Origin of the sequence: Candidatus Cybelea sp., from assembly GCA_036489315.1 — a bacterium.
Taxonomy (GTDB): domain Bacteria; phylum Vulcanimicrobiota; class Vulcanimicrobiia; order Vulcanimicrobiales; family Vulcanimicrobiaceae; genus Cybelea.
This window is the reverse complement of sequence record DASXFZ010000063.1, coordinates 23,635-37,972: the sequence shown is the minus strand read 5'-3', so window position 1 is coordinate 37,972 and position 14,338 is coordinate 23,635. Positions and strand designations below refer to the sequence as shown.

14 protein-coding genes are annotated in these 14,338 nt (G+C 65.5%); 4 read left to right on the top strand and 10 right to left on the bottom strand.

Annotated elements, in window-relative coordinates:
- The first annotated feature begins 85 nt into the window (after window positions 1-85).
- Window positions 86-1,636 carry a carboxyl transferase domain-containing protein gene (locus VGG51_14650; protein HEY1884265.1) on the top strand — a complete coding sequence of 517 codons (1,551 nt, stop codon included), beginning with the start codon at window positions 86-88 and terminating at the stop codon, window positions 1,634-1,636.
- A gap of 9 nt (window positions 1,637-1,645) precedes the next feature.
- Here VGG51_14650 and VGG51_14645 read toward each other — a convergent pair whose 3' ends face one another.
- Genes VGG51_14645 through VGG51_14635 form a run of 3 tightly spaced genes read right to left on the bottom strand, consistent with a single transcriptional unit; the run spans window position 1,646 to window position 4,192 of the window.
- Window positions 1,646-2,620: a hypothetical protein gene (locus tag VGG51_14645; protein HEY1884264.1), complete on the bottom strand. Its 975-nt coding sequence runs from the start codon at window positions 2,618-2,620 to the stop codon at window positions 1,646-1,648.
- Between the two features lie 49 nt (window positions 2,621-2,669).
- Entirely contained in the window at window positions 2,670-3,407 is a 738-nt protein-coding gene (locus VGG51_14640; GenBank protein ID HEY1884263.1) for a molybdopterin-dependent oxidoreductase, read from the bottom strand.
- Window positions 3,404-4,192 carry a cytochrome b/b6 domain-containing protein gene (locus tag VGG51_14635; protein ID HEY1884262.1) on the bottom strand — a complete coding sequence of 263 codons (789 nt, stop codon included), beginning with the start codon at window positions 4,190-4,192 and terminating at the stop codon, window positions 3,404-3,406. Before VGG51_14635 ends, VGG51_14640 begins: the two co-directional genes overlap by 4 nt.
- Before the next feature lie 57 nt (window positions 4,193-4,249).
- Between VGG51_14635 and VGG51_14630 the strand changes: the two genes are divergently transcribed.
- Genes VGG51_14630 through VGG51_14620 form a run of 3 tightly spaced genes read left to right on the top strand, consistent with a single transcriptional unit; the run spans window position 4,250 to window position 7,922 of the window.
- Window positions 4,250-5,041 (top strand): enoyl-CoA hydratase-related protein, encoded by a 792-nt coding sequence (locus VGG51_14630; protein HEY1884261.1) that lies wholly within the window; start codon window positions 4,250-4,252, stop codon window positions 5,039-5,041.
- Window positions 4,993-6,969: an acetyl-CoA carboxylase biotin carboxylase subunit gene (locus tag VGG51_14625; GenBank protein ID HEY1884260.1), complete on the top strand. Its 1,977-nt coding sequence runs from the start codon at window positions 4,993-4,995 to the stop codon at window positions 6,967-6,969. Before VGG51_14630 ends, VGG51_14625 begins: the two co-directional genes overlap by 49 nt.
- Window positions 6,970-7,001: 32 nt before the next feature.
- On the top strand, window positions 7,002-7,922 hold the full coding sequence (locus VGG51_14620; protein ID HEY1884259.1) for a hydroxymethylglutaryl-CoA lyase: 921 nt from the start codon (window positions 7,002-7,004) through the stop codon (window positions 7,920-7,922).
- Window positions 7,923-7,934: 12 nt separating this feature from the next.
- Here the strand turns inward: VGG51_14620 and VGG51_14615 are convergent, their stop codons facing one another.
- From VGG51_14615 to purE, 7 genes are read right to left on the bottom strand one after another with little or no spacing between them, the layout of a single operon-like run.
- Window positions 7,935-8,342, bottom strand: a complete 408-nt coding sequence (locus tag VGG51_14615; GenBank protein HEY1884258.1) for a hypothetical protein — start codon at window positions 8,340-8,342, stop codon at window positions 7,935-7,937.
- Complete coding sequence (locus VGG51_14610) at window positions 8,339-9,481, bottom strand: glycosyltransferase family 4 protein (GenBank protein HEY1884257.1); 1,143 nt, start codon at window positions 9,479-9,481, stop codon at window positions 8,339-8,341. The genes VGG51_14615 and VGG51_14610 overlap by 4 nt, the downstream gene beginning before the upstream one ends.
- A 1-nt stretch (window position 9,482) precedes the next feature.
- The gene (locus tag VGG51_14605; GenBank protein ID HEY1884256.1) at window positions 9,483-10,883 is read right to left on the bottom strand and encodes an alkaline phosphatase family protein; all 1,401 of its coding nucleotides are present in this window, start codon (window positions 10,881-10,883) and stop codon (window positions 9,483-9,485) included.
- Complete coding sequence (locus VGG51_14600; protein ID HEY1884255.1) at window positions 10,880-12,028, bottom strand: amidohydrolase family protein; 1,149 nt, start codon at window positions 12,026-12,028, stop codon at window positions 10,880-10,882. The genes VGG51_14605 and VGG51_14600 overlap by 4 nt, the downstream gene beginning before the upstream one ends.
- Before the next feature lie 51 nt (window positions 12,029-12,079).
- A complete protein-coding gene (locus VGG51_14595; GenBank protein ID HEY1884254.1) occupies window positions 12,080-12,727 on the bottom strand; it encodes a MarC family protein in 648 nt (215 codons plus the stop codon).
- On the bottom strand, window positions 12,721-13,863 hold the full coding sequence (gene purK, locus VGG51_14590) for a 5-(carboxyamino)imidazole ribonucleotide synthase (GenBank protein ID HEY1884253.1): 1,143 nt from the start codon (window positions 13,861-13,863) through the stop codon (window positions 12,721-12,723). Before purK ends, VGG51_14595 begins: the two co-directional genes overlap by 7 nt.
- Complete coding sequence (gene purE, locus VGG51_14585) at window positions 13,860-14,309, bottom strand: 5-(carboxyamino)imidazole ribonucleotide mutase (protein HEY1884252.1); 450 nt, start codon at window positions 14,307-14,309, stop codon at window positions 13,860-13,862. The genes purK and purE overlap by 4 nt, the downstream gene beginning before the upstream one ends.
- Window positions 14,310-14,338 lie beyond the last annotated feature (29 nt).

Sequence of the window (14,338 nt, the reverse complement as noted above, 5' to 3'; positions counted from 1 at the left end):
AGTTCCGCGTGCCGCAGGTGCCCGCCCGCGCACGAACCAGACGTCTAACCGGGCTCTAAGCGGGGCGGCGCCGAATGGCGGCGCGATGACCGAGACTCAGGTAAACGCGCAGCGGATGGAGCGTCTCGTCGCCGAGCTGCGCGAGCGTTTGATCGCCGTACGCAGCGGCGGCGGAGCGGAGTCCGTCGAGAAGCACCGCCGCCGCAACAAGCTGACGGCGCGGGAGCGCGTCGAACGCCTCATCGATCCCGGCTCCGACTTTCTCGAGCTCTCGGCGCTCGCGGCGATCGACATGTACGACAACGGCTCGCCGTCGGCCGGCATTCTTACCGGAATCGGCGTCGTCGAAGGCCAGCACTGCATCGTCGTCGCCAACGACGCGACGGTCAAAGGCGGCACGTACTACCCGATGACCGTTAAGAAGCACTTGCGCGCGCAGGAGATCGCCGAACAGAATCACCTGCCGTGCATCTATCTGGTCGATTCGGGCGGCGCCTTTCTACCGCTGCAAGCCGACGTGTTTCCCGATCGCGACCACTTCGGGCGCATCTTTTACAATCAAGCGCGCATGTCGAGCAAGCACATCGCGCAGATCGCGGCGGTAATGGGCTCCTGCACGGCGGGCGGCGCATACGTCCCGGCGATGAGCGATGAAACGGTGATCGTCAAAGGTCAAGGCACGATCTTTCTAGGCGGACCGCCGCTGGTGAAGGCCGCGACCGGCGAGATCGTCACGGCCGAGGACCTCGGCGGCGCCGACGTCCACACGCGCGTTTCCGGCGTCGCCGATCACTTTGCCAACGACGACGCGCAGGCGCTGGGGCTCGTACGTCAGATCGTGCGCAATCTTCATCTGGAGCTGCCGCAGCAGTGGGACCGCACCGATCCCGCACCGCCCAAGCTCGAACCGCGCGAAATCTACGGCATCATTCCGGCCGACAGCCGCACCGGGTACAACGTTCGTGACGTCATTCTTCGGCTCATCGACGGCTCGGAGTTTCACGAGTTCAAATCGCGCTACGGCACGACGCTCGTCTGCGGGTTTGCGCGTATCGAAGGACACCCGATCGGCATCCTGGCCAACAACGGAATCCTCTTCAGCGAGAGCGCGCTCAAAGGGACGCACTTCATCGAGCTCTGTACGCAGCGCGGAACGCCGCTGCTCTTCTTGCAGAATATTACCGGTTTCATGGTCGGGCGCGAGTACGAAAATCGCGGCATCGCCAAAGACGGCGCGAAGCTCGTCATGGCCGTCGCCTGCGCCGAGGTCCCGAAGTTTACCGTCGTGATCGGCGGCAGCTTCGGCGCGGGCAATTACGGCATGTGCGGCCGCGCCTACGCGCCGCGTCAGCTCTGGATGTGGCCCAACGCGCGCATCAGCGTCATGGGCGGCCCGCAGGCCGCAAGCGTCTTATCGACGGTCAAGGGCGAGATGACGGCGGAAGAAAAGACGGCCTTCGAGGCGCCTATTCTCGAGAAGTACGAACGCGAAGGCAATCCCTACTATTCGACCGCGCGCTTGTGGGACGACGGCATCATCGACCCGCTCGATACGCGGCGGGTGATCGCGATCGGCCTCGATGCTGCCGCGCACGCGCCGCAGCCGCGCACGCAGTTCGGCGTCTTCCGAATGTAGCGCCTCGCCCTATGGCTTGAGGGCGCTCATTGGTATCGAGGTGGGCAGCTTCACCCTGCCGAGGTTCTCGGGCGGCGCGCGCACGATCTGGTGCAGCATGTCGTTCCACGCGAGCGTGAGGATCGGAAGCAGCGTAATGAGGCGGTGGATTCCGCCCGGCTGCGAGTAGAACGAGACATCGAGCCCGGCCGCGTGCAGATAGGCGGCCGTCGACGCCGGGTACTGCGTCGGTATGCTCTCGTCGGCCGTGCCGGTCAGCACGTAGAATGGGAGCGTTCGCAGCATCGCGAGAACCGGCTGCGCGTCCGAACCGAGCAGTGAGCCCGCGATGCACATCACCGCCGACCAGTCGTTGGGATGCACCGGAGCCACTTCAAAGACCGAGAAACCGCCCATCGAATAACCCGCCAGATACTTCTTGCGCGGGTCGATCGAGAATGCTTGCGTGGCGGCGTCGAGCGCATCGTAGACGTCGGAAACGGAGCCGCGGAAATCGTAATATCCGCGTCCCCACGGCGCGACGACGATCGTATTCGACTTCGCCGCAAGCAGCGCCATGTAGGCCGGTGCGAGCAGCTGCGTCTCGGATTGCGGATGGCCGTGAAGCAGGACGACCAGCGGTGCGGGATGGTTGGGCTGGTAGCCCGGCGGCACGTAGACGGCGACCGGCTGCATCGTTCCGTCCTTTGAAGAACGGACGAATGCCTCGCCGAGGCCGCGAATCGAAGCCATCGATTGGAACGGGGTGACGGACGAATCGAGCAGCTGCTTTACGAGGCTGAGATCGAGCTGCGCCGTGCGGCTTACCGTCTGCGACCATTCGGCTTGCGTGTAGCCCGCAGGCACGCTCGTGCCGGCAAGCAGGTCGGCATCGTCGAGCAGGCGCTGATAGTAGTCGAAGGTCGTTTCGCGTCCGGCGACCGGCGCGATCGAGTCGAGGTGCGCGAAGTAGACCGCAGCGGTAACTTGCAGCGACGTCTTCAAATCGCCGTCACCTGCATTGACGCCCAGCAGCAGTATCAGTGCAGCTAAGCTAAATCCCCGCGTACCACTCGTAGCCCCGATCCTCCCAATAACCGCCCTGGCCGCCCGCGATCGTCGCGAACGTTCCCATGACCTCGATTCGCGCAACCCACTTCGCGCTCTTGTAACCGAGCTGCGTCGGGACCCGAAGACGCACGGGCGCCCCGTGATCGGGATCGAGCGGAGCGTCGTTGAGCCGGAGCGCCAGCAGCGCCTGCGGGTGGCGCGCCTGATGGAGATCCAGGCTTTCGTAGTACAGGTTGCCTTGCCCGTCGTTGTCCATGCAGCGGAAGACGACGTAGCGGGCACCGGCACGCGGCGTTACCGTCTCGAGCAGCGCCCCCAACGGAACACCCGCCCACTTGCCGATCACGCTCCAGCCTTCCACGCAGTCGTGACGCGTGATCTGGGTCTGCTGCGGCATCCGCCGAAGCTGCGCGAGCGTAAAGGCTTGGGGACGTTCGACCGCTCCGTCGACGATCAAACGGTACGAGGCGAAGCCTTCTGCCGCCAAACGCCGGTACTGGGTATCCGACGGCGTCGCGAAACCGTTTACTCGAAAGACCCGGTCCACGTCGTTCTCGCCGTAGAGCCGCGCCATGCCGCGCGTACCGATGAGCGCGTGGTTGACGCCCTCGGCGGCGCTCAAAACGCGCCGCACCGCCTCGTCGTTGTTGAGCGCCGAACCGATCGGCCCGCAGCCGGCCAGCGTGGAGACGGCCGAGGCCAGAAAGATTCGGCGCTTCATTCGGGTTGATACCAGCCGGTGATCATCGAGCGCATCTGGTTGACGATGCCTTGCGTTGCCACTTGGAACGTGTGGATCGCAAAAAATCCCAGCAGTAGCGCCATTCCGGCGAAGTGCCAGAGCCGTGCGAACTGACGGCCGCCGAAAAGGACCGTCAACGGATTGGCGATGGCGTCGATGCCCGGCGAGAGCGCGAGCCCCGTGAGGACGACCAACGGCGTGACGACGAAGAGGATGAGGGTGTACGAAGCCTTTTGCAGCGGGTTGTAGATCCCGTGCGGCGGCGGCGTCTTACGGAGCTTGAGATAGTACGCCTGCATCGGCCACAGCTTCGGCAGATCGCTCGGGCGCAGCAATAGTTCTCGGAGATTGCCCTTAATCGCGCTCGAAATCAGCCATGCGAGCCAGCAGAGCGCCGCGATCCAGGCAAAAAAGAGATGCCAGCGGCGCCCCGACGCGAGATCCTGATACCCGGGGATGATCAGCGCCGCCGGAAAGGCATGCGGACCGCGTGAGCCGCTGCCGTCGTCGGTCCAGCCCAGCCAACCAGTGGTGACGAACGTGTGCCCGAAAAGCGTCGTCGTCCCGACGCCGTCGGCCGGGGAATCGATCGCAAGAACGCGGCGCGCCGGGTTGCTTTTGTCCGATGCGTCGAGGTTGGGCGATGCGTTGAAGATCTGTAGGCCGCTGCCGACGAGCACGAAGAAGGCCACCACCCACACCCAGTGGCTCGCGCGCGTGAGCAGCGTGTACCGGTAGATGGCCCCGCGGCCGGCACTCTTCATCCTCAGAGTATAACGCGCGCGAGGCCCGCCCGGATGAGGCCGCGAACCCGGGCGCCCATGGCCGAGAGCATCCGTTTGGTCGTTTCGCGGGGCATCGCGCGCGTGACGCTCGCCCGCCCTGAGGTGCGCAACGCCTTCAACGCCGAGGTCATCGAGCAGCTGCACGAGGTCTTTACCCGGATCACCGCGGCCGACGACGTTCGGGCCGTCGTGCTCGACGGTGAAGGCAAGGTCTTCTGCGGCGGCGCGGATATCAAGTGGATGCGCGCGTCACTCGATCTGAGCGTCGACGCCAACATCGCCGACGCGCAGCGCATGAGCGACATGTTCCGCGCGATCGACAACTGTCCCAAGCCGGTCATTGGACAGATCCACGGTGCAGCACTGGGCGGCGGCGCCGGCTTGGCGGCGGTCTGCGACATCGTCATCGCTTCCGACGACGCCGTTTTCGGCTTCACTGAAGTCAAACTGGGGGTCATCCCGGCGGTGATCTCGCCCTTCGTCATCAATAAGATTGGCGTGTCGCATGCGCGGGCGCTCTTCCTGACGGGACAAAAGTTCGACGCTGCGGCTGCGATGCGCGTCGGTCTCGTGCACAAGATCGTGCCGCCGGTGGAGCTCGGCGCGGCGGTCGAGTACTGCCTGGAAGAGATCTTTACCGCCGGGCCGGCGGCGGTCAGCGCCGCAAAGCTCCTGGTGCGGCGCGTCATCGACAGCTCGTACGACGACACGCGTGCGATCACGGCCACGGCGATCGCACGCCAGCGCGCCGGCGCCGAAGGCCAGGAGGGCCTGCGCGCATTTCTCGAGCGGCGTCTGCCCTCGTTTGCGAAGGATCTGGAATCCTGATCGAGCGGCTCCTCATTGCCAATCGCGGTGAGATCGCCGTGCGCGTTGCTCGCGCGGCGCGTGAGATGGGCATCGTTGCGCTCGGTATTTATTCGGAAGCGGATGCCGATGCCTACCACTTGCAGTTCGTCGACGACGCACGCTGCGTCGGTCCCGCGGAAGCGGCCCAGTCCTATCTCAACGGCGAGGCGATCCTTGCCGCGGCGGTATCGATGAACGCGGACGCCGTGCATCCGGGCTATGGTTTTCTCTCGGAGCGCGCGCCCTTCGCGGCGATGGTGCGCGATGCTGGACTCATTTTCGTGGGACCCTCGCCGGAGGCGATGGCCGCGATGGGCAGCAAGATCGAAGCGAAACGCCGCGTGCGCGCATTCGACGTGCCGACGGTGCCCGGTTACGACGGCGACGATCAGTCGCCGGCCACCCTGAAACGAGCGGCGGAACGCGCCGGCTTTCCGCTGCTCATCAAAGCCAGCGCTGGGGGCGGCGGACGCGGTATGCGCGTCGTCGAGTCGGCGGCACACTTCGACGATGCGCTCGAAGCGGCGAAGCGTGAGGCGCGAGCCGCGTTCGGCGACGACGCCGTTCTGCTCGAGCGCTACCTTCGCGATCCCCGGCACATCGAGTTTCAAATCTTAGCCGACGCACACGGAACGACGCTGCATCTCGGCGAGCGGGAATGCTCGATCCAGCGTCGCCATCAAAAGATCGTCGAAGAGGCGCCGTCGGTGGCGCTGAACGCAGAACTGCGCGCCGCGATGGGCGCCGCCGCCGTGCGCGCGGCCGAGTCGGTCGGCTACGTAAACGCTGGAACGTGCGAGTTCATGCTCGAGGACGGTAAGTTCTACTTCCTCGAGATGAATGCGCGGCTTCAAGTCGAGCACCCGGTGACCGAGCTCGTCTACGATATCGACCTCGTGCGCTGGCAGCTTCGCATCGCGTCGGGCGAGCGGCTGACGTTCGTGCAGAACGACGTGCGCCCGCGAGGCTGGGCGATCGAGGCGCGCCTCTATGCCGAAGATCCCGCCAACGGAATGCTTCCGTCGACCGGGACGCTCACGCGGTGGTCCCCGCCCGAAGGCCCCGGCACACGCGTCGACGCCGGGGTGACGACCCGCAGCGTCGTCAGCCACTACTACGACCCGATGCTCGCGAAACTCATCGTCTTCGGCAGCGATCGCGCCGCGGCGATCGCGCGGCTGGAACGCGCGCTCGTCGATTTTACGATCGAGGGCGTACGCACGAACCTGCCGCTGCTGCTGTGGATCGCGCGCGACGATGCCTTTCGAGCCGGCGATACGACGACGCGCTTTCTCGACACGCGCCTGAACGAGTCGCTCTTTGCGCGCCGCCCGCCGCCGCGTGAAGCGGTGCTGCTCTGCGCCGCGGGTCTGCTCTCCGAGGGACGGGCGCCTTGGCGAATCGGCGGGGTGGGCGTGCCGCTGCGCCTGCAATGCGGCGACGCGCGCACCGAACTTGTCGCCGATGCCCGAGGTGCGGGCACTTGGGAGCTTTCCGGAGATTTTTCCGGGGAACTCGCTGCTCATCGCCGAGGCGACACCGTGCAAGCCGTTTTCGACGGCGCCGCCGTGACGGGCAAGTTCACGTACGAACCGGAGCTTTTCACGGTTCACTACGACGGGCAGACGTGGAAGTTCACCGTTGCGGCCCCGCCCGGCGTCACGGCGGCGGCCTCGCCGCGCGCGGCGGCCGGCGGGGCGAGCGTGGTCGCGCCGATGCCGGGTAAGATCGTCAAGGTCGCGGTCGGCGATGGGGAGCGGGTCGAGGAGCACGCGCTTTTAGTGGTGCTCGAAGCGATGAAGATGGAACACCGCATCGCCGCCCCAGCCGACGCCACCGTACAGTCGGTGCACGTGAAAGAGGGCCAGATCGTCTCGGCCGGCGCCCCGCTGGTGGAACTCGGCTGACCCCAAGCGGGTCAATCTGAAGAGGGCGGAAGATGACACTACCCAAACGCGCGACGATCTTTGAGATGGGTCCTCGAGACGGCCTGCAGAACGAGCGCGCCATCATCTCCACCGGCGACAAGATTCGCTATATCGATCTGCTCTCCGAGACCGGTTTGAAGTGGATCGAAACGACGTCGTTCGTCAGCCCGAAAGCAATTCCGCAGATGGCTGACGCGGCGGAGGTCTTCACGCACATCCGCAAGGCATCCGGGGTCCGCTATCCGGTTCTGGTGCCGAACCTGCGGGGCTACGAACGCGCGTGGATGGCGGGCGCCGATGCGATCGCGGTGTTCACCGCGGCCTCCGAAGACTTCACGAAAAAGAACATCAACATGACGATCGACGAGTCGTTGGCGACCTTTTCGGAGGTCGTTCACGCGGCGAAGCGGGAGGATGTCTGGGTACGGGGTTACGTCTCGACCGCGTTCGGTTCGCCGTTCGGCGATCGCGTTATGCCGGAGATGGTGCTCGACGTCAGCCTGAGGCTCATGGAGATGGGCTGCGACGAACTCTCGATCGGCGACACGATCGGCGTCGGCGTGCCGAGCCAGGTAGAGGCGCTCGTGCCGCTGCTCGCCTCGAAGATTCCGCTCGATCGGATCGCGATGCACTTCCACGACACGCGCGGCACCGCGCTGGCAAACGTCTATGCCGCCCTGCAGCAAGGCATCAAGAAGTTCGACTCGTCTTCGGGCGGTTTAGGCGGATGCCCGTACGCGCCGGGCGCGACCGGTAACGTGGGAACCGAAGACGTCGTCTATCTGCTCGAACAGATGGGCATCGATACCGGCATCGATCTCGCACGGCTGCGCGCGGCCTCTCGCTTTATCTCCGGCGTCCTCGATCACGCCTTGACGAGCAAAGCCTATCAGGCGATGGAAGCGGCGGATGCGCGCGCCGTCGCCGGCTAACACCCGCGAGCGCTAACGCCGTTCGACCGGAATGACGAAGCGCGTTGCCGTGTGACTCTCGGTGTACGCGCTTATCTTGTTGTCGACCAGGCCCGCGGCGATCCCGGCGGCCCGGACCTCCGAATCGCTGGGTGCAGCACCGCGCCCCTTCGGGTGAAAGATCCAGAGCGCACCATTGGATTCGAGATGGGCCGCGGCCCGCGGAATGCGCGTTAGATCGGCCGGCGCATCGATTCGAACGAAGATGAGATCGTACGACATCCGCAACGACTGCGAAGCGGCTTTCGCCAGCCCCTCGTTCAAGCCGGTCACGAAGATCTCGTCGTGCGGACCGACGATCGCCACGTGAGCTTCGGCGAAGATCCCGAGCTTCTCGAAGAGCGAGCGCCCTGAGTAATCGCGTTCCGCTCGGCCTTTCATGAGAACTCTAGATTCTTTGGTTTGCCGCCGATCTCCGTGTACGCCATCGGGCGATCCCACCAGTCGCGGCGCCGCTGGGCGGCGACGCGTTCGCTCGGCGCCGGCGGCAGGCGCAGCTCAAGCGCGCGGGTGTAGGCGTCGAGGTAGCGGTCGACCATCCGCTCAATGCTGAATTTGTCCTCGACGTGCGCGCGGCACGCGTGGCGATCGAGCGCCGGCAGCCGCGGAACGTTGGAGACGGCCTCGCCGACGCTATCGCACAAGAACCCCGTTACGCCATCGACGACGATCTCCGGAATCGAGCCCATGCGCGCGCCCAGCACCGGCGTCCCGCAGGCCATCGCTTCGATCAGGGTCATTCCGAAACGCTCCGGGCGCGTCGTCATATGAACCAATGCGAGCGCGTTGCCGAGCAAGTCGTTGCGTACCTCGCGCTCGACGGCGCCGAGAAACTGTACGCGGTCACCGTCGATCTGGGGCTCGATCAGCTCGCGGAAATACGCGTCGTCCTGAGGGATCGCCGCGATCTTCAGGCGCACGCCGGCCTTCTTCGCGATCTCGATCGCCAGATGCGTTCCCTTCTCGGGGTGAAAGCGCCCAAGAAAGCAGAGATACTCTCCGGGCTTGTCGCTAAACGTAAACTGCGCCGGATCGATCCCATTATAGGTCGTCGCCAGATACTCGAGGCCCGGATCGCGGTCGGCATCGGAGATCGAGCAGTAAAAGCTGCGTCGCGCGCCGGCGTAGTACGCGGCGAGAATTTGCGGGGAAGAGAAGCCGTGAATCGTCGTCAGCAGCGGCGGCGCGTTCGAGGCTAGCGCGTACGTGAGCGGCTTCCAGTCGAGGTGGTTGTGCAGCAAGTCGAACTCGCCCGCGCGCTCGAAGAGCGCGGCGATATGCAGCGCGGTAAAGACCTCGCCATCGAGCGCGGGATCCTCGTTGAGCCCCACCGGGACGACCGAGACGAGCTTTCCCTCGAAATGCGAGTTGCCCGTAGCGAAGAGCGTGACGTCGAGCCCTCGCCGGCGCATGCCGTCGGCCACGTTGAACGCGACCTGTTCCCACGGGCCGTAGCCCGGCGGCGGCGACGGCCGGGAGATCGCACCCAGCACCGCGAGGCGCAGGCCGCGCAGCTTCACGTCACTGGTCGTCGTCGACGACGCGCCGATCGTGCTCTGCGAGCGCCAAATCGAAGTGAGTTCGCTCGATCATCTGCACCATCGCAAGACCCGAGAGTGCGGGCACCGGCGCGGAACGCGTGTAGTCGAACATATCGCTGAGGTCGTCGTCGGTCACGTCACGTTCGCCCATGCTCCCCAAACCCCAGTTCACCTCGATGAACTTAGTGATCGCGGTCGACTCGCGGCGGCGATGCGAAACGTACGGCGTTGCCTTGGGATGGGAACGCTCGAAGCTCGAGCGAGCCCAGGCCGACATCACGATGATCGGGATGCGAAAGCCCCACGTCGTGCCCTTCGGCCCCGAAGGCGGGGGTACGTGATCGTACCACCCGCCGGAATCGTCCCACGTCACGATCATCGCGCTATCTTTATAGTAGTTGCAAGGAGCGGATGCCTGGCGGCTCTGCACGAGCGCGAGGTAGATCGAACCGATCCATCCCGGGCCGGCCGCGCTCAACGTCCCCGCGTGGTCGGAATCCATGGCGTTGGGCATCACGAACGACACGCTCGGCAGATGGCAGCTCGCGATGTCGCCCAGGATCTTCCCCGAGGGCATCGTAACGTTCCGCCGCCAGTCTCGGCCGTAGCGAATCTTTCGAAAGGCGTCGTAAATATTGACCGTCGGATTGTAGCGGTCGTTCGACGGGCCGGTATAGTACTTCCACGTTACGTGGGCAGCGTCGAGCAGATCGCCAATCGTCGGCTGGTCGAAGCACGGAAAGACGCCGGGCGTAAGGATCGACTCTCCGGCACCGAAGACCGGCACCGTCGTGCCGGGCGGTGAATCGCACCCCCAGATACGATTGTTCGGATTGCCAGCGATCCGGCTCTGCGCCGTAGCCAGCGTGTAGTGGCTGGCGAACGTCGGGACGAGCCGCGGTGCGAAGTTCTCGTCGGCCAGCGCGTAATGCGCGGCGAGCAGATGGTAAATCGTCGTCTGCGAATCGGGGACGTAGGCGTAGGTAAAGCCCGGGGGCACTTTTATCCAGCCGAAGAGCGAGTGGATGTGGTCGTTGGCAAAGCCGTCCATCCTCCCGCGATTCCATTCGTCGAGCAGCGCAAGGTGCGTGTGGCTCGGATCGCCGGGATTCTCGAGCGGCACCGGCTTCAGCGCGATCTTCGCACCGTCGACGATCGCCGTTTGCGACGTGTCGGCGCCGGGGTACGGACCGCCGTGCGCCAGGATCGAGGATGCGAAGAGATTGTCGAACGTGCGGTTCTCCTGCACGACGACGATGACGTGGCGAATCGGGCTCCCCGCGACCGGCTGGCCGAGCAGCGTGGGATTCGGACCAGAGGGGCTCGTCACGCCGCACAGACACAAGAGCGCGGCCGCCGCGGCGGCCGCGAGGCGTTTCATTGAATCAATCCGTTTTTGAGGACCAGCTGCGGCTCGCGGAGGAGGCGCACGTCGGCGCCGGCGTCACCGCGCAGGAGCAGGAGATCGGCCGGTTCGCCAACCGCGAGAATTCCCGTGTGCAGACCGACGAGCTCGGCGGCGACGCTAGTGGCCGCGTGCAGCGCCTGCTGCGCGGTCATGCCGAGCAGCGACCACATCAGTTCGACCTCGAGCGCGTAGTTCTCGTGGTAGTTATAGGGCGTGCCGGCATCAGAACCGCCGGCGATGCGCACGCCGCCCTCGTAGGCGCGGCGAATGTTCGCCAGCATCGCTTCGTTGACCGAGCGCGCCTTGTCGACGACGAACTTCGGCTGCTCGCCGCGTTCGATGTTCGCCAGAATGCAGGTGGGCGCGCTGAGCGTCGGCACGAGAAAGACGGCACGTTGCTTGAACAGCTCGATCGCCTCGTCGTCGAGCAGGGAGCCGTGTTCGATCGAATCGATGCCCGCGCGCAGGGCATTCTTGATGCCCTCGGTGCCGATCGCGTGCGCGGCAACGCGCAGACCGTGGCGATGCGCCTCGTCAATCGCCGCTGCAAGCTCGTCGGGGGTCAGCTGGGCGTTGCCCGGCACCGCCCCCTTGGTGAGGACCCCGCCGGTCGCGATGAGCTTGATGCAGTCGGCCCCCTCCCACATCTGCTCGCGCACCGCCTTGCGCGCGTCCCAGGGAGAATCGACAGCGCGTCCGATCGGCCAGCCGTGGCCGCCGGTCATGCAGAGCACCGCGCCGGAGGCGCGCATCCGCGGCCCCGGCACGCGACCCTCTTCGATGGCGTCGCGGACGTCGGCCGCAATACGATTCGAGCTGCCGACATCGCGAATGGTGGTGACGCCCGCTTTGATCGATTTGCGTGCGTTTTCGACGGCGCGCAAGAGACGTTGACTCGGGGTCGTCGCTTTGATCATGCCCATCAAATCGGGCTCGCCGCTTCCTTCGAGGTGTGCGTGCGCGTTGACCAAGCCCGGCGTGACGCTGGCGGCCTCGAGGTCGCGCTCCCCGCCGGCCGCACGCAGCTCGGCCACGCGTCCGTTCTCTATGACCAGATCGACGTTCTGTTTCGGCGGCTCAAGCGTACCGTCGTAGAGCAAACCTGCGCGTACGATCATCGCGCTCCTATTCCAAGCGGCTGCGACGTGAGTCCTTTACCGGCCGCCGCTCTAGCGGATCGTGAGGTTCGTGAGGCTCGCGATCCCGGTGATGACCAGCTGGACGGCAATCGCCGCGACGATGATCCCGACGATCCGGCCGATCGCGTCGACACCCGTCTCCCCGAAGAGCTTGGTAAGACGCTGAGCACCGCGCATGGACGCGTAGGTGATGAGAAAGACGATGATTGCGACCGCGACAAAAATACCCGCGTTGAGTACCCGGTGGTGCGGGCTCGGAAAGACGAGCGCGACGCTCGCAGTCAGCGCCCCGGGGCCGGTGATGATCGGAATCGCCAGCGGAAAGACCGCCGGGTCGGCCGGCGGTATCGGCAAACGCTTCGTCTGGTCGGCCGTCTGGCGATCGGTCTTCTCGTCGAAGACCATGTTGAAGCCGACCTTGAGCAGCAACAGTCCGCCGGCGATCCGGAACGCACCCATCTCGACGCCAAGCGCCTTCAGCAGCGCTTCACCGACAAAACCGAAGACCAGCAGCGCTACCGCCGCGATGGTCGTCGCGCGGCGGGCGATTTTGGCTTGATCCTCCGGCGTCCGCCCTTCGGTCAGCGTCGCAAACGCCGCGGCCGCTTCGATCGGATTGAGCATCGCGAGCAGCGTGATAAAGACGTAGAACGCGTCGCCGAACCAGCCCGTCAGCATGGCGACCAGCTCAGCTTCGCATGCGCGGCCTGGGCGGCGGCGATGGCCGCGTCGTCCACGGGCCGATCGACGAGCATCGTGAAGTGGCCCATTTTGCGCCGCGCGACCGCGTGGCGCTTACCGTAAACGTGCAGCACGATCGCCGGATCGCTCAGCAGATCGGCGACGCCGTCGAGGTGATCGCCGGTACCTGCGCCCAGAACGTTCATCATGATCGCATTGGTAAAGAGGCGCGGCGGGGAGAGCGGCAGATCGCAGATCGCGCGCACGTGCTGCTCGTACTGCGAGCATGGGGTGACGTCGATGGTGTAGTGGCCGCTGTTGTGCGGCCGCGGGGCGATCTCGTTGACCAGCAGCCGCCCTTGCGTCGAGAGAAAGAGCTCGAGGCAATAGGTTCCGACGATTCGCAGGCCGCGCCCGACGACCGCGGCCATCTCTGCCGCCTTAGCGGCAATCGCCGGTTCGACGCGCGCGGGCGCGACCGTCATCGCAAGGATCCCACGATCGTGCGTGTTCTCGGCGACCGGATAGGTGACGATTTCGTCGTTGGCGGCGCGAGTCGCGATCACGCTCAGCTCGCACGCCAGCGGAACGAGCCTTTCGAAGATCAGCTGGGCTGCGCCCGCGGCGGCGAGCGCGGCTCGGGCTTCTTCCAGCGAATCGGCCCGCCATTGCCCTTTGCCGTCGTAGCCGCCGCGGACCGTTTTCAGGACGGCCGGGAAACCGATCTCGGCGGCCGCTCGTCGTAAATCGTCGAGGTGTGAAACGGCGGCAAACTCCGTCGTCTCGAGCCCCTGCGCGCGAACGAACTCCTTTTCGAGCAGCCGGTCCTGGGTGACGCGCAAGACGCTGCTGCTCGGCGTCACACGGTACCCGAGCGACTCCAAATGGCGAACCGACTCGATTGCGATGTTCTCGAACTCAAAGGTGATCACGTCGCTGCTGCGTCCGAGCTCTTCGATCGCCGCTAGGTCGTCGTAGGCGGCGACGATCTGTTCGTCGGCGACTTGGCCGCACGGTGAGTGCTCCTGGGGATCGAGGGTCGTCACGTGGTAGCCCATCCGCTTCGCATCGAGTGCGAACATGCGTCCGAGCTGACCGCCGCCGATGACGCCGATTCTCTCGACGCTCTTCAATCGAGAGTGCTTGCAGCGGCGACGGCGTGCATTCGCGTAACGTACGCGACGAGGCGCTCGGCGACGGCGGGATCGTGCAGCGCGACGATCCTCGCGGCAAAAAGCGCCGCATTGATCGCACCGCCGATCGCCATCGCGGCCACCGGCACGCCCGGAGGCATTTGAACGATCGAGAGCAGCGAGTCCAGACCACCGGCGCGCGAGGTTACCGGTACGCCGATCACCGGAACGAGCGTCTTTGCGGCCGTCATCCCCGGCAGGTGCGCCGCACCGCCGGCGCCGGCGATGATTGCTAGGAGACCTCGTTGCGCGGCCGTCTCGGCGTACTCGAACATCTCGTCGGGCATGCGGTGGGCCGAGACGACGCGCACCTCGCAGGGAATCTCGAGCTCATCGAGCGTGTCGCGTGCCGGCGACATCGTTTCCCAATCCGAGCGGCTGCCCATGATAATGCCAACGATGGGTGCTCTTCCTG

Excerpts from the sequence above, each read along its gene's own strand:
- VGG51_14650 (HEY1884265.1), top strand. The coding sequence starts at position 86 with ATGACCGAGACTCAGGTAAACGCGCAGCGGATGGAGCGTCTCGTCGCC.
- VGG51_14640 (HEY1884263.1), bottom strand. The coding sequence starts at position 3,407 with ATGAAGCGCCGAATCTTTCTGGCCTCGGCCGTCTCCACGCTGGCCGGC.
- VGG51_14635 (HEY1884262.1), bottom strand. The coding sequence starts at position 4,192 with ATGAAGAGTGCCGGCCGCGGGGCCATCTACCGGTACACGCTGCTCACG.
- VGG51_14630 (HEY1884261.1), top strand. The coding sequence starts at position 4,250 with ATGGCCGAGAGCATCCGTTTGGTCGTTTCGCGGGGCATCGCGCGCGTG.
- VGG51_14620 (HEY1884259.1), top strand. The coding sequence starts at position 7,002 with ATGACACTACCCAAACGCGCGACGATCTTTGAGATGGGTCCTCGAGAC.
- VGG51_14615 (HEY1884258.1), bottom strand. The coding sequence starts at position 8,342 with ATGAAAGGCCGAGCGGAACGCGATTACTCAGGGCGCTCGCTCTTCGAG.
- VGG51_14605 (HEY1884256.1), bottom strand. The coding sequence starts at position 10,883 with ATGAAACGCCTCGCGGCCGCCGCGGCGGCCGCGCTCTTGTGTCTGTGC.
- VGG51_14600 (HEY1884255.1), bottom strand. The coding sequence starts at position 12,028 with ATGATCGTACGCGCAGGTTTGCTCTACGACGGTACGCTTGAGCCGCCG.
- VGG51_14595 (HEY1884254.1), bottom strand. The coding sequence starts at position 12,727 with ATGCTGACGGGCTGGTTCGGCGACGCGTTCTACGTCTTTATCACGCTG.
- purE (HEY1884252.1), bottom strand. The coding sequence starts at position 14,309 with ATGGGCAGCCGCTCGGATTGGGAAACGATGTCGCCGGCACGCGACACG.